At 49.5% G+C, this 23,916-nt stretch carries 24 protein-coding genes; 10 read left to right on the top strand and 14 right to left on the bottom strand.

Going from position 1 to position 23,916, the window contains the following annotated elements:
• Window positions 1-11: 11 nt before the first annotated feature.
• Both ilvM and ilvG read right to left on the bottom strand, forming a co-directional pair.
• The gene (ilvM, locus tag MKA69_RS04525; protein WP_001190201.1) at window positions 12-296 is read right to left on the bottom strand and encodes an acetolactate synthase 2 small subunit; all 285 of its coding nucleotides are present in this window, start codon (window positions 294-296) and stop codon (window positions 12-14) included.
• Between the two features lie 11 nt (window positions 297-307).
• Window positions 308-1,954: an acetolactate synthase 2 catalytic subunit gene (gene ilvG, locus MKA69_RS04520; RefSeq protein WP_305847579.1), complete on the bottom strand. Its 1,647-nt coding sequence runs from the start codon at window positions 1,952-1,954 to the stop codon at window positions 308-310.
• A gap of 533 nt (window positions 1,955-2,487) precedes the next feature.
• Here ilvG and MKA69_RS04515 point away from each other — a divergent pair.
• Entirely contained in the window at window positions 2,488-4,014 is a 1,527-nt protein-coding gene (locus MKA69_RS04515; RefSeq protein WP_305847578.1) for a YifB family Mg chelatase-like AAA ATPase, read from the top strand.
• A gap of 89 nt (window positions 4,015-4,103) precedes the next feature.
• Window positions 4,104-4,988: an acyltransferase gene (locus MKA69_RS04510; protein ID WP_305847577.1), complete on the top strand. Its 885-nt coding sequence runs from the start codon at window positions 4,104-4,106 to the stop codon at window positions 4,986-4,988.
• Between the two features lie 73 nt (window positions 4,989-5,061).
• On the opposite strand, the gene MKA69_RS04505 is transcribed toward MKA69_RS04510, so the two are convergent.
• The 4 genes from MKA69_RS04505 to MKA69_RS04490 form a co-directional block, all read right to left on the bottom strand.
• Window positions 5,062-5,667 carry a thiol:disulfide interchange protein DsbA/DsbL gene (locus tag MKA69_RS04505; protein ID WP_305847576.1) on the bottom strand — a complete coding sequence of 202 codons (606 nt, stop codon included), beginning with the start codon at window positions 5,665-5,667 and terminating at the stop codon, window positions 5,062-5,064.
• 31 nt (window positions 5,668-5,698) lie between these two features.
• Window positions 5,699-6,685 carry a serine/threonine protein kinase gene (locus MKA69_RS04500; RefSeq protein WP_158120755.1) on the bottom strand — a complete coding sequence of 329 codons (987 nt, stop codon included), beginning with the start codon at window positions 6,683-6,685 and terminating at the stop codon, window positions 5,699-5,701.
• Between the two features lie 47 nt (window positions 6,686-6,732).
• A complete protein-coding gene (ccoG, locus tag MKA69_RS04495; protein ID WP_000076157.1) occupies window positions 6,733-8,157 on the bottom strand; it encodes a cytochrome c oxidase accessory protein CcoG in 1,425 nt (474 codons plus the stop codon).
• A gap of 261 nt (window positions 8,158-8,418) precedes the next feature.
• Window positions 8,419-8,685 carry a DUF1040 family protein gene (locus MKA69_RS04490; RefSeq protein WP_000649656.1) on the bottom strand — a complete coding sequence of 89 codons (267 nt, stop codon included), beginning with the start codon at window positions 8,683-8,685 and terminating at the stop codon, window positions 8,419-8,421.
• Window positions 8,686-9,244: 559 nt separating this feature from the next.
• Here MKA69_RS04490 and MKA69_RS04485 point away from each other — a divergent pair.
• Window positions 9,245-10,036: a sporulation protein gene (locus MKA69_RS04485; RefSeq protein WP_305847575.1), complete on the top strand. Its 792-nt coding sequence runs from the start codon at window positions 9,245-9,247 to the stop codon at window positions 10,034-10,036.
• Window positions 10,037-10,117: 81 nt separating this feature from the next.
• A complete protein-coding gene (locus MKA69_RS04480; RefSeq protein WP_167517872.1) occupies window positions 10,118-10,759 on the top strand; it encodes a hemolysin III family protein in 642 nt (213 codons plus the stop codon).
• A gap of 38 nt (window positions 10,760-10,797) precedes the next feature.
• On the opposite strand, the gene MKA69_RS04475 is transcribed toward MKA69_RS04480, so the two are convergent.
• The 6 genes from MKA69_RS04475 to def form a co-directional block, all read right to left on the bottom strand.
• Window positions 10,798-11,346 (bottom strand): DUF3157 family protein, encoded by a 549-nt coding sequence (locus MKA69_RS04475; RefSeq protein WP_055043456.1) that lies wholly within the window; start codon window positions 11,344-11,346, stop codon window positions 10,798-10,800.
• Window positions 11,347-11,363: 17 nt separating this feature from the next.
• The gene (locus tag MKA69_RS04470; RefSeq protein ID WP_055064190.1) at window positions 11,364-12,809 is read right to left on the bottom strand and encodes a TrkH family potassium uptake protein; all 1,446 of its coding nucleotides are present in this window, start codon (window positions 12,807-12,809) and stop codon (window positions 11,364-11,366) included.
• 11 nt (window positions 12,810-12,820) lie between these two features.
• Window positions 12,821-14,197, bottom strand: a complete 1,377-nt coding sequence (gene trkA / locus MKA69_RS04465; RefSeq protein ID WP_000691365.1) for a Trk system potassium transporter TrkA — start codon at window positions 14,195-14,197, stop codon at window positions 12,821-12,823.
• Window positions 14,198-14,258: 61 nt separating this feature from the next.
• Window positions 14,259-15,539 carry a 16S rRNA (cytosine(967)-C(5))-methyltransferase RsmB gene (gene rsmB / locus MKA69_RS04460; protein ID WP_055034010.1) on the bottom strand — a complete coding sequence of 427 codons (1,281 nt, stop codon included), beginning with the start codon at window positions 15,537-15,539 and terminating at the stop codon, window positions 14,259-14,261.
• A gap of 54 nt (window positions 15,540-15,593) precedes the next feature.
• Window positions 15,594-16,541 (bottom strand): methionyl-tRNA formyltransferase, encoded by a 948-nt coding sequence (gene fmt / locus MKA69_RS04455; RefSeq protein ID WP_305847574.1) that lies wholly within the window; start codon window positions 16,539-16,541, stop codon window positions 15,594-15,596.
• 17 nt (window positions 16,542-16,558) lie between these two features.
• Window positions 16,559-17,068 carry a peptide deformylase gene (gene def, locus MKA69_RS04450; protein ID WP_055029901.1) on the bottom strand — a complete coding sequence of 170 codons (510 nt, stop codon included), beginning with the start codon at window positions 17,066-17,068 and terminating at the stop codon, window positions 16,559-16,561.
• 139 nt (window positions 17,069-17,207) lie between these two features.
• Here def and MKA69_RS04445 point away from each other — a divergent pair, with 139 nt between their 5' ends.
• From MKA69_RS04445 to MKA69_RS04430, 4 genes are read left to right on the top strand one after another with little or no spacing between them, the layout of a single operon-like run.
• A complete protein-coding gene (locus MKA69_RS04445) occupies window positions 17,208-18,335 on the top strand; it encodes a LysM peptidoglycan-binding domain-containing protein (protein WP_305847573.1) in 1,128 nt (375 codons plus the stop codon).
• A complete protein-coding gene (gene dprA / locus MKA69_RS04440) occupies window positions 18,335-19,450 on the top strand; it encodes a DNA-processing protein DprA (RefSeq protein ID WP_305847572.1) in 1,116 nt (371 codons plus the stop codon). The genes MKA69_RS04445 and dprA overlap by 1 nt, the downstream gene beginning before the upstream one ends.
• Window positions 19,451-19,452: 2 nt before the next feature.
• Entirely contained in the window at window positions 19,453-19,929 is a 477-nt protein-coding gene (locus MKA69_RS04435) for a DUF494 family protein (RefSeq protein WP_305847571.1), read from the top strand.
• Window positions 19,930-19,944: 15 nt separating this feature from the next.
• On the top strand, window positions 19,945-20,511 hold the full coding sequence (locus MKA69_RS04430) for a type I DNA topoisomerase (protein ID WP_000095517.1): 567 nt from the start codon (window positions 19,945-19,947) through the stop codon (window positions 20,509-20,511).
• Window positions 20,512-20,584: 73 nt separating this feature from the next.
• On the opposite strand, the gene MKA69_RS04425 is transcribed toward MKA69_RS04430, so the two are convergent.
• Together MKA69_RS04425 and purE are read right to left on the bottom strand one after the other, a co-directional pair.
• Window positions 20,585-21,718: a 5-(carboxyamino)imidazole ribonucleotide synthase gene (locus MKA69_RS04425; RefSeq protein WP_001265404.1), complete on the bottom strand. Its 1,134-nt coding sequence runs from the start codon at window positions 21,716-21,718 to the stop codon at window positions 20,585-20,587.
• 3 nt (window positions 21,719-21,721) lie between these two features.
• Window positions 21,722-22,207: a 5-(carboxyamino)imidazole ribonucleotide mutase gene (gene purE, locus MKA69_RS04420; RefSeq protein WP_000215768.1), complete on the bottom strand. Its 486-nt coding sequence runs from the start codon at window positions 22,205-22,207 to the stop codon at window positions 21,722-21,724.
• Window positions 22,208-22,375: 168 nt separating this feature from the next.
• On the opposite strand from purE, the gene MKA69_RS04415 reads away from it, so the two are divergent.
• Window positions 22,376-22,933, top strand: a complete 558-nt coding sequence (locus MKA69_RS04415) for an L-threonylcarbamoyladenylate synthase (RefSeq protein WP_000527473.1) — start codon at window positions 22,376-22,378, stop codon at window positions 22,931-22,933.
• A gap of 18 nt (window positions 22,934-22,951) precedes the next feature.
• Window positions 22,952-23,869, top strand: coding sequence for an oxygen-dependent coproporphyrinogen oxidase (gene hemF, locus MKA69_RS04410; protein ID WP_305847570.1), 918 nt, complete (start codon window positions 22,952-22,954; stop codon window positions 23,867-23,869).
• The last annotated feature ends 47 nt before the right edge of the window (window positions 23,870-23,916 follow it).

Below are 23,916 nucleotides of genomic sequence, written 5' to 3'. Positions count from 1 at the left end.
GATTGCCTTCCTTATGCGCAAATCTTTTGTTGTAAGTTGTTATTGGGTAGCTCGTCATTTCTGATCGCTGTGACTTCCACAGTACGCACATCCCACAGTTTTTCAATTTGATTGGTCAGGGTCGTGATCGGTCTGTCACTGTCGACAATGATCTCAACGCTGGCGATTTTGCTTTCATGATTTTGGGTTGCCGCGACTTGTTTGATGACAAATCCACGATGACGCGTCACGCGCAAAACGCGCTCTAATAAAACCGGTTTATCGTCCGCTTTAATATCGAGTAGATAACGTTGCATGTGGCCTCTCCCTAGGTGTTCTCAAGCATGTCAGTGTTGGATGCGCCCGGTGGCACCAGTGGCCACACGTTCTCTTCTTCATCAATCAGCACGTGCAGTAGATAAGCGGTTTTGCTGGCGAGCATTTCACGCAGTGCAGGCTCGACTTCTTCTTTGCGGCTGATGGTTTTGCCGGGGATGTTGAAGGCTTTGGCCAGCATCACGAAGTCTGGGTTGTCATCCAAAATGGTTTCGCTGTGGCGACCATCAAAGAACAGTGATTGCCATTGGCGCACCATGCCCAAACGTTGGTTATCCAGTAGCACCATTTTGACGGGGATCTGGCGACGCTTCAGTGTGCCAAGTTCTTGCACGTTCATCATGAAAGAGCCGTCACCGCTGATCAGGATCGATTGATCGTCAGGACGCGCAACCGCAGCCCCCATTGCCGCCGGTAAACCAAAGCCCATGGTGCCAAGGCCTGCGGACGAGATGAAGTTTTGTGGTGCGCGTGGCTGAATGTGCTGCGCTGCCCACATTTGGTGTTGGCCAACGTCGGTCGAGACAATCGAAGAGTCCGGCATCATGTCCGACAGTTGCTTGAGCAGCAGTGGTGCGAAGATGTTGTCGCCCGGATGATCGTAGCGCCATTTGAATCCGCTACGTAGGCTCTCACTATGATGCACCCAAGGGGAGATGTCGTGGCTCAGTTCCAACTGCGGCAGGATGAGGTTGATATCACCGCGCAGTGCCGCATGGGCATGGCGCAGTTTGTTGAACTCAGCGGCATCGATATCGACATGGATCACTTTGGCGTGAGGCGCAAAGGTATCGAGCTTACCTGTCACGCGGTCATCGAAACGCGCGCCAACCGCGATCAGTAAATCACACTCTTGTACGATCAAGTTTGCCGCTTTGGTGCCGTGCATGCCGAGCATGCCAAGATAGTGTGGGTCGTGACGCTCAATGGTGCCCAAGCCTTTGAGTGTGCTGACTGAAGGCATAGGATTGAGGCGTAAAAACTCACGCACTGTGTCTGTGGCATTCGCCAGTTGTACACCGCCACCGACATACAATACCGGGCGCTTACTTTGCGCGAGCAGCGCTTGTGCGTTGGCTAGCTGCGTTGCATCCACATGTGGCATAGCGGGTGGGGTAAAGCTTGGCAAAGCGGAGACCGGCGCTTTGCCGAGCTGTACGTCTTTGGCGATGTCTACCAGCACTGGGCCGGGACGACCCGTTTTTGCAACTTCAAACGCTTCTGCCAGAGTCGGTGCGAGCTCATTGATGTCGGTGACTAAGTAGCTGTGTTTGGTACAAGAGAGCGACATGCCGATCACATCCATCTCTTGAAACGCATCAGTGCCGATGTGTGAGCTGGCAACTTGCCCAGTGATGGCGACGAGGGGAACGGAATCAAGAAAGGCATCAGCCAAACCTGTCACCAAGTTGGTGGCTCCGGGGCCCGAAGTGGCCATGCACACCGCGACTTGTTGAGTTGAGCGCGCCATGCCAATTGCGGCCATGGCTGCACCTTGTTCATGGCGGCAGAGGATGTGCTCAACGCCTCCGTCATACAGCGCATCATAAATCGGCATGATAGCGCCACCAGGGTAACCAAAAACGGTTTTGATGCCCTGTTGTTTTAATGCGGCAACGATTAACTGTGCTCCGGTCATCGTGCCTCCTTATGGCAACAATACGTGTCGCTGCCTTCCTGTGTGTTGTGTTTGCACTTCATGTGCCGCTCCCATTCTTCCTGCTTATTCTGGAGTTATCCCAACTGAGGGTTACCGATTCGGTATTCATCAGTTGCTGGGTGTAACTTATTCAGAATGTGCTTTTTTTGGTCTGTCTGAGTTGTAAAAAAAACCCCCGGACTTTTCAGTGCGGGGGTTTCTTGGATTCGGTTACTTATTTTTCGCCCACTCGCCCCCGCGTCGTCACTAGAATGACCACGATAATTAGGTTAATTAGAGCGTTGATGCGAGCGTTCAAGTTCATAGTAAATTCGTTGTTAAGGTTGAACTAATATCTTACCAATGTGTTTGCGCTTCTAGTGGTAACACACATCTTCGTTACATGACAAGCAAAAACTCATTCTTTTTTCACATTCCCGTTTTATCTCATCACGCTATATAACCCATTCTGTGCTTTTTATCGCCACACCTTCAGGCGCTGAATGCTTTTTGATCAAACACTAAGGGATACAATGGGACTTGCGATCATTCACAGCCGCGCCAGTATTGGTGTGCAGGCACCTCCGGTCACGGTTGAGGTTCACATCAGTAATGGAATGCCGGGGTTTACCTTAGTTGGGTTGCCGGAAACCACGGTAAAAGAGTCACGCGATCGAGTGCGTAGCGCAATCATCAATTCTCGATTTGAGTTTCCGGCGAAACGCATTACGGTCAACTTAGCCCCTGCTGATCTGCCTAAAGAGGGAGGGCGTTTCGATCTTCCGATAGCACTCGGTATTTTGGCGGCCTCGGATCAAATTGCGCGAACTAAGCTGGAAAATTACGAATTTATTGGTGAACTGGCGCTATCGGGTGAAATTCGTGGTGTGAAAGGGGTGTTGCCTGCCGCGCTCGCGGCTAATCAAGTCCATCGCTGTTTAGTGGTGCCACACTGTAATGGTGATCAGGCGGCGTTAGTCGGGAGTGAGCGGCATAAATCGGCGCAAAGCTTATTGGAAGTATGTGCCGATTTGTGTGGCCAGCAGAACCTGTCATTGTTTCAAAGTTCGCCCAGTGTGCAGGAAGTGAGTAGTCATACGCGCGATCTGCAAGACATCATTGGTCAACAGCAAGGCAAACGTGCGTTGGAAATTGCTGCAGCTGGCAATCACAACCTGCTGTTTCTCGGCCCTCCCGGGACGGGGAAAACCATGCTCGCTTCACGGCTGTGCGATTTACTGCCAGAAATGAGTGACGAAGAGGCGATGGAGACGGCCTCGATTGCCTCTCTCACTCAGCAAGAAATTAATCAACACAACTGGAAGTTGCGCCCTTTTCGTGCGCCGCACCATTCAAGCTCAATGGCGGCTTTAGTCGGGGGTGGCACCATTCCGCGCCCTGGTGAAATTTCGCTCGCCCACAATGGACTACTGTTTTTGGACGAAATGCCGGAGTTTGAGCGTAAAGTGCTTGATTCACTGCGTGAACCGCTGGAATCGGGGGAGATTGTGATTTCTCGCGCGCAGGGGAAAACCCGTTTTCCGGCGCGCTTTCAATTGGTCGGCGCGTTAAATCCAAGTCCAACGGGCTACTACGAAGGCAGTCAGGCGCGTGCCAATCCGCAGAGTATTTTGCGCTATTTGAGTCGGCTTTCAGGCCCTTTGTTGGATCGCTTTGATATGTCGATTGAGATCCCAGCGTTACCCAAAGGTACGCTCGCCAATGGGGGCGATCGTGGTGAATCCACCGCGGCTGTGCGCCAGAGAGTGTGGGTAGCGCGTGAGCGTATGTTGGCGCGATCGGGCAAAGTGAATGCTTTGCTGCAAAGTCGAGAAATTGAACAGTATTGCCCTTTGCTTAAAGCGGATGCGGAATTTCTAGAAAGCGCGCTGCATCGTTTGGGTTTATCTATTCGGGCTTACCATCGCATCATTAAAGTGGCGCGAACCATAGCGGATTTGCAAGGTGAAGCGCAGATCGCTCGTCCACATTTGGCCGAGGCGTTGGGCTATCGAGCCATGGATCGTTTACTCAAACAGCTCAGTGCGCAGAACGTCTAGTACTCTGACCTGCTGAGTTCATGTTTCATTACGATGACAAGTTTGTATAATCACACGCTGTTTTTTTACTCATCTTTGAACTGAGAACTATGTTGGCTTACTTGCTCCTTGCGCTGAATGTGACTTTCGTGGTGCTGAACTCGGCACTCCATTCGCTGCTGATCTGCTTTATTGCTTTGATTAAACTCTTGCTGCCGTCAGCGACATGGAAAGCGCAGGCCACACAAGCTGCAAACTGGGTGATGTGGTCATGGGCGAGCGTAAACGCTTGGGTTTTGCAGCTTTCCAACCGCGTGGAATGGGATATTCAAGGCGGTGAAACCCTGACTAAGCAGGGATGGTATCTGCTGATTTCCAATCACTTGAGTTGGACGGATATTGTGGTGCTGTGCTGCGTGTTTAAAGACCGCATTCCAATGCCGAAATTTTTCCTCAAACAGCAACTGCTGTATGTGCCTTTCATTGGTATGGCGTGTTGGGCGCTGGATATGCCGTTTATGCGCCGCTACTCGCGTGAGTATTTGCTGCGTAATCCGCACAAACGCGGTCAAGATTTAGCGACGACGCGCCGTTCGTGCGAAAAATTCCGTTCGGTTCCCACCACAGTCGTAAACTATGTGGAAGGGACGCGTTTTAACTCACAGAAGCAGCAACGTAGCGGCATGGGTTATCAGCATTTATTGCAGCCGAAGACCGGTGGCATTGCCTACACGTTAGCCGCAATGGGTGAGCAGTTTGAGCATATTATTGATGTGACTTTAGCTTATCCCGATAACCGAGCAAAACCGTTTCGCGATTTATTGATGGGGCGTATGCAGCGCATTGTGGTGCACATTGATTTGCTACCGGTAGATGCCCAAGTACAGGGTGATTATTTCACCGATAAGCAGTTTAAGCGTCAGTTCCAGTTATGGTTGAGTGAGATTTGGCAACGTAAAGATCAGCGCTTAGAGCAGATTTATAAGTCCGAATAATGATGAGATTTGAATAACAAGAAGGGAGCCATTGGCTCCCTTCGTTTTTCCAACACTTGAGTATCGGTTTGAATTACTGCTTTTGAGTCAGCAGGAAATTCACTAGTTCAAAATATTCATCAAGCGACTTTACCGATTGACCTTGCACAAGGTAGCGATTATTGACGATAACGGCAGGTACACCCGTTAAACCACTGTCTTGGAATAGTTTGTCAAAACGGCGCACCATAGAGTCAACCGCAAAACCGTTGTAAGCCGCATCAAATTTCGCCGCATCCACACCCTCATCGAGGAAGATTTGACGCAGTTCTTGTTCGTCTTTCGGTGGCTTACGTAGCGTGTGGATACGGTTAAACATCACAGGAACCATTTTATCTTCCACTTCCAGTGCAATCATCGTAGCGTAAGCTTTGCTCATCGCCTTACCCATCGCACCGCCCATGAAAGAGACATGGTTTTTCTGCAGCTTCACGCCTTCTGGAAGCTTTTGCTTCAACTGAGCAATAATCGGCTCGAAAGTATTACAGTGTGGACAATAGAAGGAAAAGAACTCACTGACCATCGGTGTAGAAGATACGGGCGTTTTCAGTACTTGATAATGCTCGCCTTCTTTAAATTGAGCAGCATAGGCTGAAACGCTTAACATCAGAGTTGCAACCAGTGCAAACAGCTTTTTCATGACTTTCTCCATTGAATTTTATTGTGTTTGCTTACCACTGCGGTTGCAGTGACAGCGGGGATTCTTGCAGAGCGGCAATCTGCTCTTTGAAAGCGAGAATTTGATTCTCCCAATATTTCGCATCGTTAAACCAAGGAAATGCGACAGGGAAAGCCGGATCTTGCCAGCGTTTTGCGAGCCATGCCATGTAGTGCACCATGCGTAGACCACGTAAAGGCTCGATTAGTTTCAATTCTTGGTGATTAAAATCGCAAAACTCTTGGTAACCTTCAAGCAAGATATCCAATTGCAGCAGTTTTTCTTGCCGATCGCCGTGCAGCAGCATCCACAAATCTTGAATGGCTGGGCCATTACGTGCGTCATCCAGATCGACAAACATTGGGCCATCGCGCCATAGAATGTTGCCGGGATGGCAGTCTCCATGCAGACGGATCTGAGGTTGGGTCGTGACCCAATGCTGCTTGATTTCAGCAATCAACATATCGAGATCATGAAAAAATACCCGCTGCAAATGAGCAGGAATACAGTGGCTGTACTCAAGGATGTGCCTTGGTTGATGCAGATATTCATCCAGCGAGAGCGTGGGGCGATGGATGAATGGCTTGCTTGCCCCGACTTTATGAATGCGACCAAGAAAGCGGCCGACCCATTCGAGATGTTGTTCATTATCCACTTCGTATTGGCGTCCGCCCATACTGTTGAACAGAGCAAATCGATAGCCTTGGTAGTGATGTAAGGTCGCACCATTGAAAGCTAGCGGAGGTACGATAGGGATCTCTTCTTGCTCCAATTCTAAAGCGAAATCGTGTTCTTCTTGGATCTGTTCGTTGCTCCAGCGCTGTGGGCGATAGAACTTCACCACAAAACGACGGCGTTCTTCATCGGTAAACTGGTAAACGCGGTTTTCATAGCTGTTGAGCGGCAAAAAGCCCGACTCGGCGCGAATACCGATACTTTCCAGCGCATACCAAATGAGATCTGGGGTTAAAGCATCAAAGTGAAAAGTGGCTTGGATCATTGAATAAAAAGGGCTCATTACTGAGCCCTTTTCCATACTGATGTAGGTCAGAGCTTTTGAATAAACCGGCTCTCGACTTCAAGGGTAAATTGGTGGCTTTCATCGTGCAGTATAAACTGAATTGTGATTACCGCAGAGCTAAGATTTTCGGGTTTGACACCAAGGCTCATCGGGAGATTGAGGACTTCTCCAGGTTGAACGACGATCGTTTGTTTACCGTACCAAGAGACCTGATCCAATCCTTTTACCGAGAGCTGATAGGTTTGTGGCTGCTGGGTTTTATTGATCACTTTCAGGTTGTAAGTGTTTTCAATTTCACCGGAGCCGTTGGTTCTAAACAACTGGGTACGATCACGTAATACTGAGAGCCCGGCAGGGTCAACCGAGGCAACTTGGACAAAGAACAATCCAATCATGACCAGTAGCACGGCTCCATAGCCAAGCAGTTTCGGGCGCAATACTTTGGTGTGCTTGCCTGAGAGACGATGTTCGGTTGTGTAATTGATTAGCCCTTTTTCGTAGCCCATGCGCTCCATGGTGTTGTCACAAGCATCAATACACGCACCACAGTTAATACACTCGTATTGCAGGCCATCTCGAATATCGATACCGGTTGGGCAGACTTGTACACACAGATCACAATCAATACAGTCACCAAGCCCTAATGCTTTCGGATCCGCTTTACGAGCGCGCGGGCCGCGTTGTTCGCCGCGTGCGGCATCGTACCCCACGATAAACGTATCTTTATCGAACATGGCGGATTGAAAACGTGCGTAAGGACACATGTGGATGCACATAATCGAACGCATCCAACCTGCATTTCCGTAAGTACAGATGGCAAAAAACATCACCCAAAACACGGGCCAAAAGGTGGAGTTAAAAGTGAAGAAATCAATGACAAGTTCGCGAACAGGGACAAAATAGCCTACGAAGGTAAACCCAGTGACTAGCGCAATCGCAAACCAAGCCAGATGTTTAAGGGTTTTACGTGCAACAAGTTCTGCCGTCATTGGACTGTTGTCTTGTTTGCGTCTTTTGTTGGCATTGCCTTCCAGTTTCTCTTCAAACCAGATGTACATAAAAGTCCATACGGTTTGCGGGCAGAGATAACCACACCAGACTCGGCCTAAGAAGGTGGTGATAAAGAACAGACCAAAGGCGGCGATCATAAACAGCAGCGCGAGCAGAGTGAGATCTTGTGGGTAGAGAGTGGTACCAAAGAAGTTAAATTGTTGATTTCCGATATCAAGTAAGATGGCTTGTCGATCGCCATAAGAAATCCATGGTACTAACCCAAACAGGAGCAGCAGAAACCAGCCACCATAACGGCGTAATTTCTGATAAGTACCTTTACTTTCACGAACATAGATGCGATTGCTGGGGTTAAAGCGATCTCCGCCCTGGCCTTTGTGGGTCTTGGGGTTGAACACTTTGGGAGTCACATCTTTGACATCGATTTTATCCTGACTCATGACACTATCCTTTCTGGGCATTCGGTGTGATTTCTGTTGTTCACACTCAAATACATTGCTCATTCCCTCAGTAAGAAGGCTAGAGGGGGCTGATTACTTTTTAGGGCGTAAGTATAGCGTTAATCTCCAGTTTATTTCTTTAAGGCAATCAACCTTTAACAACAAATTTCCTTACATTTCTTCACGATATTAACCAAGTAATAAAAAAGCGGCCAAGGCCGCTTTTGTGCAATTTTCTGTCGATTAAACAGGGGAGTGGGATTATTTGATTACGCCACGGGCGCGTAAAATCGCCGTTTTGAAATCATCTTCATAATCCTTTTTCAGCCCAGGAATCACTTCATCTTTGGCGCTATTGCGCATTTTTAGATGATAGATCAGCACATCGTCGGTGAGATCTTCCAGTGCACCTTGATAACCCGCTTCTTGAGCCAGCTTCAGAAGAAATTGAATCAGATTAAGTTCGGAATCTTTGTGCCACTCGGGCTCAAGTAGTTGTAGCAGTTCTTCTACGCGATGACATTTCATGACTTTCTCCACAATTTTTATAGTGATTTGTGGCTAAAGGTATCAAAAGCGTTGGGTAATACCAATTCATCGGCAAGAAAAAAGCGCAGATTAACTGCGCTTTCTGATTAAGCTGCCTGAACCACTTTGGTTTCGGGGGATGCGGTCAACGCATTTCTTTCAACCAGCGTGGGGGCTGTTGCTGTCTTTTTTGCAACTGGAGCCACTGCAAAACCACTGCGGCGACGCATTGCACTACGGTTTGTGTGTGAAAACCTGACGGTTGTTGGGCGCATGACATAACCTAACTGTCAGGCATATCCATTGCCGATGGTAAACCCTGAATCATTATGAGTGGAGCTTAGTAACAGGACGAAACCTCGATTCACTCTTTTGGCGATTGCCGATCCGAACAATGAGACAGGAATAATGATATGCGTTCATATCGTTGATAGATTAGCACCAGTTACTAGAATGATCGATAGTTGACCAATTTTGCGTAACATTTATTTTTATCTGCGTCGATTGAGTGAGATTTCGGTTCGTTTTTACTATGCAGTTCTCACTGCTGGAGGTGTGTATGTCGTTTATCAAGAAAACCCTAGCGAGTTTTGGGATTGGTTCAGCCAAAGTGGATTCAGTGTTGCAGCAAGAAGTGCTCTACCCCGGTCAGTCGGTTAAAGTGATCATCCATGTTTATGGTGGTGCCTCTGCCCAAGAGATCGATAATATCGATCTTAAACTTTGCTGCCGGTATATCGCGGAAGCCGCTGATGATCGTGGTCAGCAACAGGGACAGCAGATCCGTCGCATCCCTCACACTTACACTCTCGCCAGTTGGTCACTTCCGTATGCATTTACGATTGAGGCAGGTGAAACCCGAGATTTTGATATTGAGCTCGATATTCCTTGGAACACGCCAGTAACAATAGGGGAGGCCAAAGTCTGGTTGGAAACGGGGTTGGATATCACGATGGCGCTCGATCCGACGGACAAAGATACTCTCACTGTGCGCCCTGATCCGATGATGGATGCTATTTTTAGTGCGCTTGAAGCACAAGGTTTGCGTTTACGTCAGGTGGCGTGTGAACAAGCACAAGGCTTTGCTTTGCCCTTTGTTCAAGAGTTCGAATTTGTCCCTACCACTGGGCCTTTTCACGGTCGTTGGCGTGAAGTGGAAATTGCAGCCTATCGTGATCATGAGAAACTTCAACTTTGGTTTGAGGTGGATCGCTATCAGCGTGGGGCATCTGGTATGTTAGCGAGTTTACTTAGCCGCGGAGAATTGAAGCGTGAGTTAACCTTGTCAGCACACTCGTCACCCCATGAGGTTGGCAAGCAAGTGGTTCAATTTCTCGATCAAACGTGCTGATCAGTGTATGAATTTTTAGCTAACACATGTACGCTCAATGTGCGATACTAACGGCAACTTTCAGGCTCGGATCGCGTGTATATGTCCAATAGTTACGGTTTTAAGGAAGAAGTCGCCAACGCCATTAGCCATGGTGTAGGGCTGCTTTTAGGGATAGTGGGTTTAGTGCTGCTGTTGGTCAAAGCGCTTGATCATCAAGCGGATGCTTTGACGATTACCAGCATGAGTATTTATGGCGGCAGTATGATTGCGCTATTTTTAGCATCAACGCTTTATCATGCTATCCCTTACCGACGTGCGAAGCGTTGGCTCAAAACCTTTGACCACTGTGCTATTTATCTGTTGATTGCCGGCAGCTATACGCCGTTTTTATTGGTGAGTTTGAGAACACCATTGGCGGTTGGGTTGATGATCGTTATTTGGTCGCTGGCATTGATTGGCATCCTAATGAAGATCGCGTTTGTTTACCGCTTCAAAAAGCTCTCGCTAGTGACTTATCTGACTATGGGTTGGCTTTCGCTGATCGTGATTTACCAGCTTGCCATTCATCTTGAGGTGGGTGGGCTAACTCTGCTGGCGGCGGGTGGACTTATCTATTCGCTGGGCGTGATTTTCTACGTGGCCAAACGGATTCCTTACAATCATGCCATTTGGCATGCCTTTGTACTGGCGGGGTGTGCGTGCCATTTCTTAGCCATCTATCTGTATGTTGATCCTATCTAACCTGGGCGTGCGCTATTCTCAAAAGGCGCGCTAACGGGTTAGCGCGTCTCGACTTGCTGAATGGTTACGTGCAGCGGGTACTCAGGTTGCTGGTCAACGATGAATTCCAGAGGTTTCCCTGCCACGGAGGTGTGTGGGCGTAGATAGGTCTCGGCCATGCGTTTGATCGACTGCCAAACCGTCACTTCTTGCTCATCACACCAAACCCCTTGTGCATCTTGCACTCGCACCGTTAAACGCACGGCAATCACGGCTTGACTGCTTTGGTTGGTGATGGCGCTATCGAGTTTGAGTTTACCTTGTTCATAGCGTGGGTTGCTGAGTACCACATCCACCCCCGAATCACTCAGTTGTAATATCGGTCTATTGTCCCCCACTTTGACGGTTACGGTAGAGAGGGTTGGTTGAAGAATGACTGGCACGACAGCTACGGACGTGGTGCTGCCGGCTGGGTTTTCTGACACATAATGCCAAGTGAAATCATCATTAAGCTGCACAGAACGGCCATCTTTCAGCTGCAGTATTTCTGTGGCGAAAGCCTGTAGAGTCAGGCTGGCTAATCCAACCGCCCAAACTAACTTTTTCATCATCACTTTTCTTCTTGTTAGTGGCGCCAGAAGGCGGGGAAAAACAGCACTAAGATGGTGAGAATCTCTAAGCGTCCCATCAACATACCGAAGCTCAATAACCATTTTGCCGCATCAGGCAACGGCGCAAAATTACCGGTTGGACCGATCACGGTTCCCATTCCTGGGCCGACGTTAGCCACCGCGGTGACGGCACCCGAAATGCTAGTGATGGAATCCAAACCCATTGCGGAGAGTGTGCCTGCCAGTACCACGATAGTGATAAAAAACGTCAAGCCAAACGCAACCACCGAGCGGATGATCTCCTCGTTGACTGGACGCTTGTTATAGCGCTGGATAAAAATGCCAGAAGGGTGGATAAGGTTCAGCAGTTGCTTTTTGAGTAGTGCCATCGCGATCTGGAAGCGGAATACCTTGATCCCACCAGAGGTCGAGCCAGAGCAGGCGCCGGCCATCAATAAGAACGCAAAAATCGTTGAGGGAAGAGCGCCCCAAGCGGTGAAATCATCCAGACCATAACCGGTTGTTGTGACGACGGAAACGATGTTGAACATCGAAACTCGGAGTGCGTCTAAGATGGTATAGCCGTTATGCAGCCATAACCAAGTGGCGACAATCAAGCTCGAAACCATAAACAGCCAGAAGAAGCCGCGGACTTGCTCATCTTTAAAGAGGGCGCGAGGGCTCTGTTTACGTAACACTTGCACGAAAAGTAAAAAAGGTAAACCGCCGAGAAACATAAAGAGTGTTCCCACCCAGTGTGCACCATGCGAAAAACGATTCATCGAACTATCACTGGTGGAATACCCACCAGTTGAAAGTGTGGTAAAGGCGTGGTTGATTGCTTCAAAAGGGGTCATCCCAGTGGCGATGTAACCGACAAAACATAAGCCAGTCAGTACGAGATAGACTGCCACAATATTTTTTGCCACGGTTTTTGCGCGTGGGCTGCTTTTATCCGACCAATCTGAGGATTCGGTTTGGAACAGCTTCATCCCCCCCACATTGAGCATTGGGAGTACCGCTACCGCCATTACGATAAAGCCCACACCACCTAACCATTGCAAGATGGAACGCCACAGCAGAATACTGGGTGGCATATCGTCCAAGCCGCTGAGTACCGTGGAGCCTGTCGTGGTCAAGCCAGACATGGTTTCAAAATAGGCATCGGTAAAGCTGATGTGGTTGATAAACACAAAAGGCAGAGCGGCAAACGCGCTGGCAATCGTCCATACCAAGCTGGTGATCAAGAACATATCGCGAACATTGAGGCGAAAACTGTCCGTACGACCAATGCTTAGGCAGAGAAAGGCAACCAGATGGGTAATGATCACCGCTTGTGCGAAATCAAGGAAACCACCGCTACCGGTGAAAAAAGCGACCAGTGTCGGCACATACATAAAGAGGGCGAGTTTCGATAACACCAGCCCGATGATAAAGGTAATGGGGCGTAAGTTGAGCATGACGCCAGCCCTTACAAGAAGAATGGGCTCGGCTGGAATAGAGCTTCCACGTCGGGCACATATTTTTTATCAACCAAGAACATGACGACGTGGTCGTCTTGCTCGATAACGGTGCGGTCATGGGCAATCAGCACTTCTTCACCGCGCACAATGGCACCAATGGTCGTACCCGGTGGCAGTTTGATATCACCCACTGCGCGCCCTACGACTTTTGACGTCGCTTCATCGCCATGTGCAATCGCTTCGATCGCTTCTGCAGCGCCACGACGTAATGAAGAGACGTTAACAATGTCGGCACGACGCACGTGAGTTAACAGGGCAGAGATGGTCGCTTGCTGTGGTGAAATGGCCACATCAATCACGCCACCTTGAACTAAGTCGACATAGCCGCTGCGTTGGATCAGCACCATGGCTTTTTTGGCACCCATGCGTTTGGCAAGCATGGCCGACATGATGTTGGTTTCATCTTCGTTGGTGAGCGCGATAAACACATCAACCTGATCAATGTTCTCTTCCGAGAGCAATTCCTGATCGGCGGCATCGCCACAGAACACGATGGTGTTTTCCAACTCTTCAGAGAGCTGCTCAGCACGCTGGTAACTTCGCTCAATCAACTTCACGCTGTAAGTGTGTTCCAAGCGTTTTGCAAGGCTTGCACCTATGTTGCCGCCGCCGACAATCATGATTCGGCGATAGGGTTTTTCTAGGCGCTGCAACTCACTCATTACTGAGCGAATGTGGTTGCTGGCTGCGACGAAAAACACTTCGTCATCGGCTTCTATAATCGTGGTGCCTTGCGGACGGATGGGGCGGCCTTGGCGGAAAATCGCCGCCACACGAGTATCGATGTGTGGCATGTGATCACGCAGGGCAGAAAGGGCGTTACCGACCAGAGGACCACCGTAATACGCTTTGACTGCCACAAGGCTAACTTTCTCTTCCGCGAAGCTCACCACTTGCAATGCGCCAGGGTATTGGATCAAGCGCTCGATATAACTGGTGACCAGTTCTTCCGGTGCGATCAAGTGATCAACCGGTACAGCCCCTGATTGGAACAGTGCTTCTTTTTCTGCCAGATACTGCGGAGAGCGAATACGGGCAATTCGGTTGGGCGTGTTAAACAGAGTAAAGGCCACCTGACAAGCCGCCATGTTGGTCTCATCAGTGTTGGTGACGGCAACCAGCATATCGGCATCTTGTGCGCCTGCTTCACGCAGTACATCGGGATGGCTGGCATGACCATTGACCACCCGTAAATCATATTTATCTTGTAAATCGCGCAGTCGGTCAGCGTTTTTATCGACAACAGTAATGTCGTTATTTTCGCCCACCAAGTTTTCGGCGAGCGTGCCACCGACTTGTCCTGCACCAAGAATGATGATTTTCATAACCTGTTCTCTTTGTTTACTTACGCCCAAGGTGAGTGAAGACTCACCTTGGTTGACCGAATCAGTTCTGTTTGCTTAACACGGCGTAATAGAAACCGTCCATTGCTTCTTCTCCCGGAAGAATCTGGCGGCCGGGCTGTGCAGGATCGGAACCTACCAAGCTTGCTTCTGGCGTGCGTTCAAGGAACGCTTTGACCTGTAAGCAGTTTTCTTGAGGTGTGATCGAGCATGTTGCGTACACCAAAGTACCACCGGGTTTGAGTTGTTGCCACATCGCATCCAAAATTTCGCGCTGTAGCTCGGCTAATGCGGTGATATCGTCTGCGCGGCGCAGCCATTTGATGTCTGGGTGGCGACGAATGACCCCAGTTGCTGAGCAAGGGGCATCTAGCAAGATGCGGTCAAACTGTTCGCCTTGCCACCACTGTTGCGGGTAACGCGCATCACCACAAATCACTTGGGCATTGAGTTGCAAACGCTGCAGGTTTTCTTGCACGCGTTTCAGGCGAGTTTCATCGCAATCAATGGCCACGACTTGGCTACCAGGTGTGTGTTCCAGAATGTGCGCGGTTTTGCCACCGGGCGCGGCGCAGCAATCTAAAATCAACTCTCCGGCTTTAGGGGCGAGGTAAGTCAGTGCTAACTGCGCGGCCGCATCTTGTACTGAAACCCATCCATCCGCGAAACCGGGCAGTTGGTGCACATCGCAAGGTGTTTCCAAGCAAAGAGCGTCTTCGGCTTGGGAATGTGGTGTGCAGGTAATATCCGCTTGCTCTAGCAGGGCTTGATATTCAGCACGGGTGTGGTGTTGGTGGTTAACACGTAGCCACATTGGCGCTTTGCTATTGTTGGCTTCTACAATCTGCTGCCACTGCTGTGGGTAGCTTTCTTTAAGGAGCTTGAGTAGCCAGCCAGGGTGACCGTAGCGACCGGCATCATGACTGGTCGCTTGAGTATCCAAACGTTCTTGATCGCGCTGATAGTTACGCAGTACGGCGTTAATCAATCCACGTAGGCGCGGGCCTTTTAGATCCTGTGCGCCTTCAACCGTTTCCCCAACAGCCGCATGGGCGGGAATACGCATAAAGCTTAATTGGTATAAACCCACCAGAATCAGAAAGTGGAATACGCGTTGTTTGCCTTTCAACGGTTTTTCCATCAGAGCTTGGCTGATGGATTCCAAACGCGGTAATTGGCGCAAAACGCCGTAGCAGATCTCTTGCAGCAGGGCGTGATCTCGCGGTCTGATTTGCTGCTGAGCCGCAGGCAAAGCATTGGACAGGGATTGCCCTAAATCAACCACTTGGTAAAGAGCCGACGCAGCAGCAGCACGAACATTCATAATAAAACCTAAACAAAAAGCGGAACCCTAGCGATGATAGGCTAGGGTTCGGGATTAACTGAGTTGAGCGCCGACACGAAACCAGTCAGCACGTGCATTGAGAATATCTTGTACTGGCAAGGCTTTCTTGCCCGGAATTTGCAGGCTTTCGAGCACCAACACGCCTTGTCCGGTTGCAACGTAAATTCCGCTCTTATCCGCTTGGAGAATCGTACCCGGAGCTTGAGTAACCGCTCGGGTTTCCACTCGGGCCTGCCAAACTTTGATGCTGTTTTCTGCGACTTCAAAGTGGCTCATTGGCCATGGATTAAAGGCACGAATACAGCGCTCAATATGTGTCGCTGCATCACTCCAGTTAATACGCGCTTCTTCTTTGCTGAGTTTATGCGCGTAGTTCGCCAATCCATCATCTTGTTTGACCGCAACCGCTGTGCCTTGAGCGATATCTTGTAAGCATTCGAGCAGCGCTTGTGGACCAAGTTCTGCCAGTTTGTCGTACATCGAGGCACTGGTGTCGCTCGCTTCAATCGGCAGCGTCGCGATTTTCAGCATATCGCCCGTATCAAGGCCGACATCCATCTGCATGATGGTCACGCCAGTTTCGCTATCACCCGCCCAAATTGAACGTTGGATCGGTGCAGCACCACGCCAACGAGGCAGAATAGAACCATGCACATTAATACAGCCAAGTTTAGGCGTATCCAAAACCACTTTGGGCAGTAGCAAGCCATAAGCGACGACCACCATTAAATCGGCGTTGAGTGCGGCAAGCTGTTGCTTAGACTCTTCAGATTTAAAGTTTTCAGGTTGATACACTGGAATGTTGTGTTCTAGTGCAAGGGTTTTGACTGGGCTAGCAGTGAGTTTTTTGCCGCGACCCGCTGGGCGATCGGGCTGGGTGTAGACCGCAATGATCTCGTGCTCCGAAGACAACAACGCCGCCAAGTGACGGGCGGCGAAGTCCGGAGTACCTGCAAAGACAATACGTAGTGATTGGCTCAAGGTTACCTCACAGTAAATTATTTTTTCTCGTTGAAGCGTTTGATTTTCTCTAGCTTCTCTTTAATGCGGTTGCGTTTTAGCGGTGACAGATAATCAACAAACAGCTTACCCGCGAGGTGATCGAGTTCGTGCTGTACACAGATAGCCAGTAGGTCATCTGCATCAAACTGATACTCTTGACCATTGCGATCCAGCGCTTTTACAGTCACTTCTGCGGCGCGAGGCACTAAAGCTCGCGCACCCGGGACGGACAAACAGCCTTCTTCAATGCCATCTTCACCGCGCTTTTCGATGATCTCTGGGTTAATCAACACCATTGGCTCATCACGGGTTTCAGAGATATCGATCACGACGATACGTTGATGAATATCGACTTGGGTCGCCGCTAAACCGATGCCTTCTTCGGCATACATGGTTTCCAACATGTCATCGACAATTTGTTGGATTTCAGGGGTGACTTTCTCGACCGGTTTCGCAACGGTGCGCAGCCGATCATCTGGGAATGTTAATACTTGCAATACAGACATATACACTCGAAATGTTGAACTGTGCCGAAACAGCTTAATGCGTGTTGGCTCAATTCTAGACATTTTATGACCCAAATGACAGCATCCGGACGTGATTTCTCCAATACCCCATTATTTTTTCGACCAAGGAAGCAAGGTCATGGCACGACTAACCCGTTATATTGCCTGCGCTTTATTACCTTTCACATTACTCGGTGAATCGGTAATGGCGGATGAGCAAACTCCACTGACTCTTAAACACAATGCTCCAACCACCTATACCGTGGTGAAAGGCGATACCTTGTGGGATATTTCTGCTTTGTACCTTGATAGCCCTTGGTTGTGGCCAAGGCTTTGGCAGATCAACCCAGAGATTGATAACCCTCATCTCATTTATCCTGGCGACAAACTGACCTTAATTTGGCGTGATGGGCAACCGGTACTGAGTTTAAAACCGATGCGTAAACTGAGCCCACAAGTGCGAGTGTTGGAAAAGCAGGCCGTTCCTACCGTGCAAGAAGGGTTAGTGTTACCTTATTTGCAGTCTGACCGCTTGATTGCGCAAACCGCCTTGCAACAGAGCGTGCGTGTGATTGGATCGAGTGATGGCCGTAAATATTTGACCAAGCAAGATCAGCTGTACATTACTGGGGTACAAACCGAGAAGAAGTGGGGGATTTATCGCGAAGTCGCACAATATCAGCGTGATGATGACGTCATGGTTGCGCTGCGCTTGGTGGCGCTGGGCGAGTTGGCGATGACTGGGGGCAATTTTAGTGGCCTCAGCTTGCAAGAGCAAAACCAAGAGATTTTGGCTAACGATATTGCATTACCAGAAGTGGATATTGAAGAGCGGCAACTCTCAACGACGTTTTATCCGCAGCCAGCTCCAGTGGGGAGCGAAGCGCATATTCTCGGTTCGCTAGAAGGCAGCCAGTATGCGGGGCAGAATCAAGTTGTGGTGATGGATCAAGGCAGTAGTGATGGCCTTGCGCAGGGCAGTATGTTTGAACTGTACCAAGCGGGTGTGAAAGTCAGCGATAAGGAAGGTCAGTTTACTTACCAACAAGAAGGTTCGGATGCGGATGTGCAATTGCCGAGTCTAAAAGTCGGTACTTTGATGGTGATCCGCCCTTATGAACGCTTTAGCTTAGCATTGATTACCAATAGCTCGGCACCGATTAACCAAGAGATCATTGCGGTTTCTCCGCAGTCGACAAGCTCTGAGCCCAAAACGGAGGTTGCCCAATCGACTGAACAAGCTCAATCGGTCGATGATGCGAGTTAATGAAGGATCAGGACTTAGCCATTTGGCTCGCGCTTAGCTTTACTCCCAAACTGGGTAGCAGGACGATTTCCCATCTCCTTGCTACCCAAACGCCAACTCAGTTGCAAAGCCTGACACCTAAACAGTGGCTAGCACTTGGGCTCAAATCAGAACAATTGGTGTATTTAACCACAGAAGCCGCCAAGCAAGCAGAACAGTGTTTGCAATGGCGGGATGGTGCGAAAAACCGCTACATAGTGACGCCGCATTGCGCGCTTTATCCCCGCTTATTAAAAGAAATTTCAGTACCACCTCCAGTATTGTTTATTGAAGGGTTATGGGAAGTTTTACATGATCCCGCTGTTGCCATCGTCGGCAGCCGTGACGCTACGATTGATGGTCGGCAGATTGCGCGGCAGTTTGCAGGTGAGCTAGCTCAATCAGGGTTAGTGGTGGTGAGTGGTCTTGCGTTGGGGATTGATGGATATGCCCATGATGGTGCTTTGCAAGCACAAGGGCAAACTGTAGCCGTGCTAGGCTCAGGCTTAACTCATATTTACCCCAAGCAGCATCAAGCGCTGGCGCAGCGAATTCTCACGCAAGGTGCTTTGGTGTCGGAGTTTGCCCCTTTTGTCCCCCCTAAAGCGGATCATTTTCCACGGCGTAACCGGATTATCAGTGGGTTATCGTTGGGGGTGGTGGTGGTTGAAGCGGCGGAGAAGAGTGGCTCTCTTATCACCGCGCGTTATGCGGCAGAGCAGGGGCGTGAGGTTTTTGTTATTCCTGGTTCGATTTACAATGCTGCTAGCCAGGGCAGTAATCAGTTAATTCGCCAAGGCGCCTGTTTAGTGCAAAGTGTGCAACAAATTCATCAAGAGCTCAAAAATGCGCTCACTTGGTCACTCTCTGAGCGGGTACCTTACCAACCCACACTTTTTTCTGCTCCGCAGGGCGATGAAGAATTGCCATTTCCCGAGCTGTTAGCTAACGTAGGAGTAGAGGCTACACCTATTGATATTCTTGCAAGCCGGACCCATATACCGGTTCAAGATGTCATGATGCAGCTCTTGGAGCTTGAGCTCCTTGGGCATGTGGTTGCAGTACCTGGTGGCTATATTAGAAAGGGGAGAGGCTAGCTATGATGATGGATATTTTGATGTATCTGTTCGAAACCTATATCCATAGCGATGCTGAATTGCAAGTGGATCAGGACCAGCTAGAAGATGAATTGCTGCGTGCTGGGTTTCACCAAAAAGACATCTACAAAGCCCTCCATTGGTTGGAAGAACTGGCGGCTTTGCAACAGACCGATGCACAAACCGCGATTGCGAAAAGCGCCCCAACCTCGATGCGTATTTATGCACCGGAAGAGATGGAGCGTCTTGATCTCGAATCGCGTGGTTTTCTGCTGTTTCTCGAACACATCAATGTATTAACTCCCGAAACGCGTGAAATGGTGATTGACCGTGTTATGGGGCTGGAAACGGATGAGTTTGAGCTCGATGACCTAAAATGGATCATCCTGATGGTGCTGTTCAATGTGCCGGGTAATGAAAACGCTTATACCTTGATGGAAGAGCTGTTGTACAGCCAAGAACAAGGCATTTTGCATTAAGCCTGTGAATTGTCTATGAGCAGTAAAATCGACCCACAATTGTTTGCCGCCCATGAACATGCGCTGCAATCTTCACCTTGTCCCCAATGTGGCGCAGAGTTACAACTGCGCCACGGTAAACATGGGCCTTTTCTAGGCTGTACTGCGTATCCGGATTGTGACTACATTAAGCCTTTGCATCAAAATGATGGTCATATCATCAAAGAGTTAGGCGTGCCTTGTCCTGAGTGTGGACATGAGCTGGTGCTACGCCAAGGTCGCTACGGGATGTTTATTGGCTGTAGCCATTACCCGCAGTGCCATCATATCGAATCAATGGACTCGTCCAATCAACCAGACGCATCACTGGACATCGCTTGCCCTGAATGTGGCAAAGGTCATCTCATCGAACGTAAATCTCGCTTCGGTAAACTCTTTTATGCTTGTGATGCTTACCCTAAATGCAAGTTTGCGCTCAACGCTAAGCCGATTGCTCAGGCTTGTGCCATGTGCGGCTTTACGGTGATGGTTGAGAAAAAGAGCGCGGCAGGTATCCGTTATCAGTGCGCCAATCGTCAGTGTGGGCATATTCAGGACAGTTAACCTCGGTTTTTGCCCATCGCATAAAAATTAAAGCCGCGTTAGACGCGGCTTTATTGCATTAGTGAAGTATGGATTAAGGCTGAATTTCCTTTGCTACTGCGTGTACGGCAGGAAAAGCCTTCTCATCTAACACGGTCGCTAATTGGCACAGTTTACGTTGCAACTCACCACTGTAATCGGCGGTCACATTGATGTGTCCCATTTTTCGCCCTGGACGTTTGGCCTTACCGTACCAGTGTACATGGCAACCTTCCATTGCCAATACTGAAGAGGGGAGTTGGTCTTCACCAAGGATATTGATCATTGCGGTTTCACGAACCAGTTTGGTGCTACCCAGTGGCAAACCACATACCGCGCGTAAGTGATTTTCGAATTGGCAGGTTTCCGCGCCTTGTTGAGTCCAGTGACCGGAGTTATGAACTCGTGGTGCGATTTCATTGATCAGTAACTTGCCTTGCACTTCAAAAAATTCCAGCGCTAATACACCGACATAGTTAAGCTGCTCAGCCACCGCTTTAAACATCGCTTCCGCTTGGGTTTGCAGTTCGGGTGCATCAATCGCAGTTGACAGGCTTAGCACGCCTTGGGTATGGACGTTTTCTGCTAAAGGATAAACCACAATATCACCTGCGACGTTGCGAGCACCCACTAGTGATACTTCGCGATCAAAAGCCACAAATTCTTCTGCCACAATCGCTTGTTCTGGATTTGCTTCAAGATACTGTGCTAACTCACCCCAGATATTGTCGACCTGAGCTTGTTCTTTTAAACGCCATTGCCCTTTGCCGTCATAGCCACCGAGTGCACTTTTCAGCACCATAGGCAACCCAATCTCAGAGATGGCTAAGGTCAGATCGTCTCGGCTACGAATAATTGCATAGCGAGCATTCGCCACTTGGGCACGATCTAATAAGGCTTTTTCTAATCGACGATCGCCACCGGCTTTGATCGCTTCAGCACTTGGGTAAAGCTTGCCGCTGCGAGCACAGAGATCGAGGATCGGATGGGGAATGTGTTCAAACTCAGCCGTGATCACGTCCGCTTGCTCAATCGCTTGCCCCAATCCATGGCCGAGCACGGTTTGAGTTAAGGGATGTACAATGTTTTCGCTACCGACATCAAACGCAATCGTCTCAATATTCAATGGTGCTCCGGCTAGAGACATCATGCGCGCCAGCTGGCCAGCTCCCAGAACTAAAACACGCATCCGTTATTCCTCCGCTGGATTTGGATTGTCTAACACGGACTGTGTTTGCTTGGCGCGGAAGGCTTCTACCTTGCTCATCACTTCTGGGTTGTGAATGCCGATGATTTGCGCGGCAAGTAATCCCGCATTCGCGGCACCTGCTTCTCCAATCGCTAAAGTACCCACCGCAATACCTTTTGGCATCTGCACAATTGAGTATAAGGAGTCGAGGCCAGACAGAGCGCGTGATTGAACGGGTACTCCGAGAACCGGTAGGCTTGTAAACGCTGCCGTCATTCCCGGCAGATGCGCCGCACCGCCAGCCCCAGCGATGATCACTTGTAAACCACGTTCTTTGGCGCTTGAGGCGTAATCGGCCAGCAGATGAGGAGTACGATGTGCCGAAACCACCTTGGTTTCATAAGCGACACCAAACTGGTCAAGCATCTCTGCTGCGTGTTTCATGGTTGGCCAGTCTGATTTGGAACCCATGATAATACCGACTGTCATCTCAAACTCCTTCAGTGTTTAAATTGGTCGGGTAAACCCGTATTGCGGCGCATTATACGGGGATTCTTATCTCAAGCAAACGTTTGCTTTTTATTGGTGGCGAGAATCACTGGTCAATCGCCATACTATTTGTACACTGCTATTGAGGAATAAAGAGGAGTCAATAAAGTGGGCAATCTGCAACAAGCGGTTGATGTGCTGCAACGTGGCGGTGTGATCGCTTATCCGACCGAAGGGGTATTTGGTTTAGGCTGTGATCCGGACAACCAAGCTGCGATGCTGCGTTTACTCGCGATCAAGCAACGTCCGATTGAAAAAGGGGTGATCTTGATTGCCGCAAACTATGAGCAGTTACGCCCTTACATTGATGAAGACCAACTGACAGAACAACAATTGCTGCAAGTTTTGGCTTCTTGGCCCGCTCCTTTAACTTGGGTGATGCCCGCAAGTGTTGATACTCCAAGCTGGGTGCGCGGTCAGTTTGATACGGTGGCGGTGCGAGTGTCTAATCATCCATTAGTGCAGCAATTGTGTTTGGCGTTTGGTAAACCATTAACGTCAACCAGTGCCAACTTGAGTGGGCAACCGGCTTGCACCACACGGCAAGAAGTGGTGGCTCAGTTAGGAAATCAAATTGAGACCGTGTTGGAAGGTGAAACCAGTGGCCGTTGTGGCCCGAGCGAAATTCGCGATGCACGCAGTTTACAAGTGTTAAGACAGGGATAACCCTGCGCAGGAGAGAACGTGAAGTCAAACATAGATAAACAAGCAGTGAAGAGCTTTTTGCTGCAGTTACAAGATCAAATTTGCCAGCAATTGGAAGCCGCAGATGGCCAAGCGCAATTTATTGAAGATGCGTGGCAACGTGAGTCGGGTGAAAAGTTGGGGGGCGGTGGCCGTACCCGAGTGATGCGCGATGGTGCCGTTTTCGAACAAGGCGGTGTGAATTTCTCCCATGTGTTTGGTGAACAGATGCCGGGTTCTGCGACGGCCCATCGTCCAGAATTGGCAGGTCGTCGTTTTGAAGCCATGGGCGTTTCTTTGGTCATGCATCCGAAAAATCCGTATGTCCCAACTTCTCATGCCAATGTGCGCTTTTTTATTGCTGAAAAAGAGGGCGAAGCCCCGATCTGGTGGTTTGGGGGTGGTTTTGACCTTACGCCGTTTTACCCCTTTGTTGAGGATTGTCAGTTCTGGCACCACACTGCAAAAAATCTCTGCGCACCTTTTGGTGCGGACATCTATAACCAGCATAAAGCATGGTGTGATCGCTACTTCTACTTACCGCACCGCAATGAAACACGCGGCATCGGTGGATTGTTTTTTGATGATCTGAATGAGTGGCCATTCGAACAATGTTTCGCCTATATGCAGGCGGTCGGTGAAGGTTATACCCAAGCTTATGTGCCGATTGTCGAAAAACGTAAAAACACATCCTTTACAGAGCGTGAGCGCCAATTCCAACTCTATCGTCGTGGTCGATATGTTGAATTTAATTTGGTGTTGGATCGCGGCACGCTGTTTGGCCTGCAAACCGGTGGGCGTACCGAGTCAATTTTGATGTCGATGCCGCCTCTAGCGCGTTGGGAATACGCTTATCAACCTGAGTCCGATACCCCAGAAGCCCAGTTGAGCGAGTTTTTAGTGCCGCGTGAATGGTGACACTTGAAGTTGTGAGTGATAGGGTCGAGCAAGTGACCCTTTTGATT

Source organism: Vibrio sp. AH4, assembly GCF_030710545.1.
GTDB lineage: Bacteria > Pseudomonadota > Gammaproteobacteria > Enterobacterales > Vibrionaceae > Vibrio > Vibrio metoecus.
Note: the sequence above shows the minus strand (reverse complement) of the source record. Positions and strands in the feature narration are given on the sequence as shown.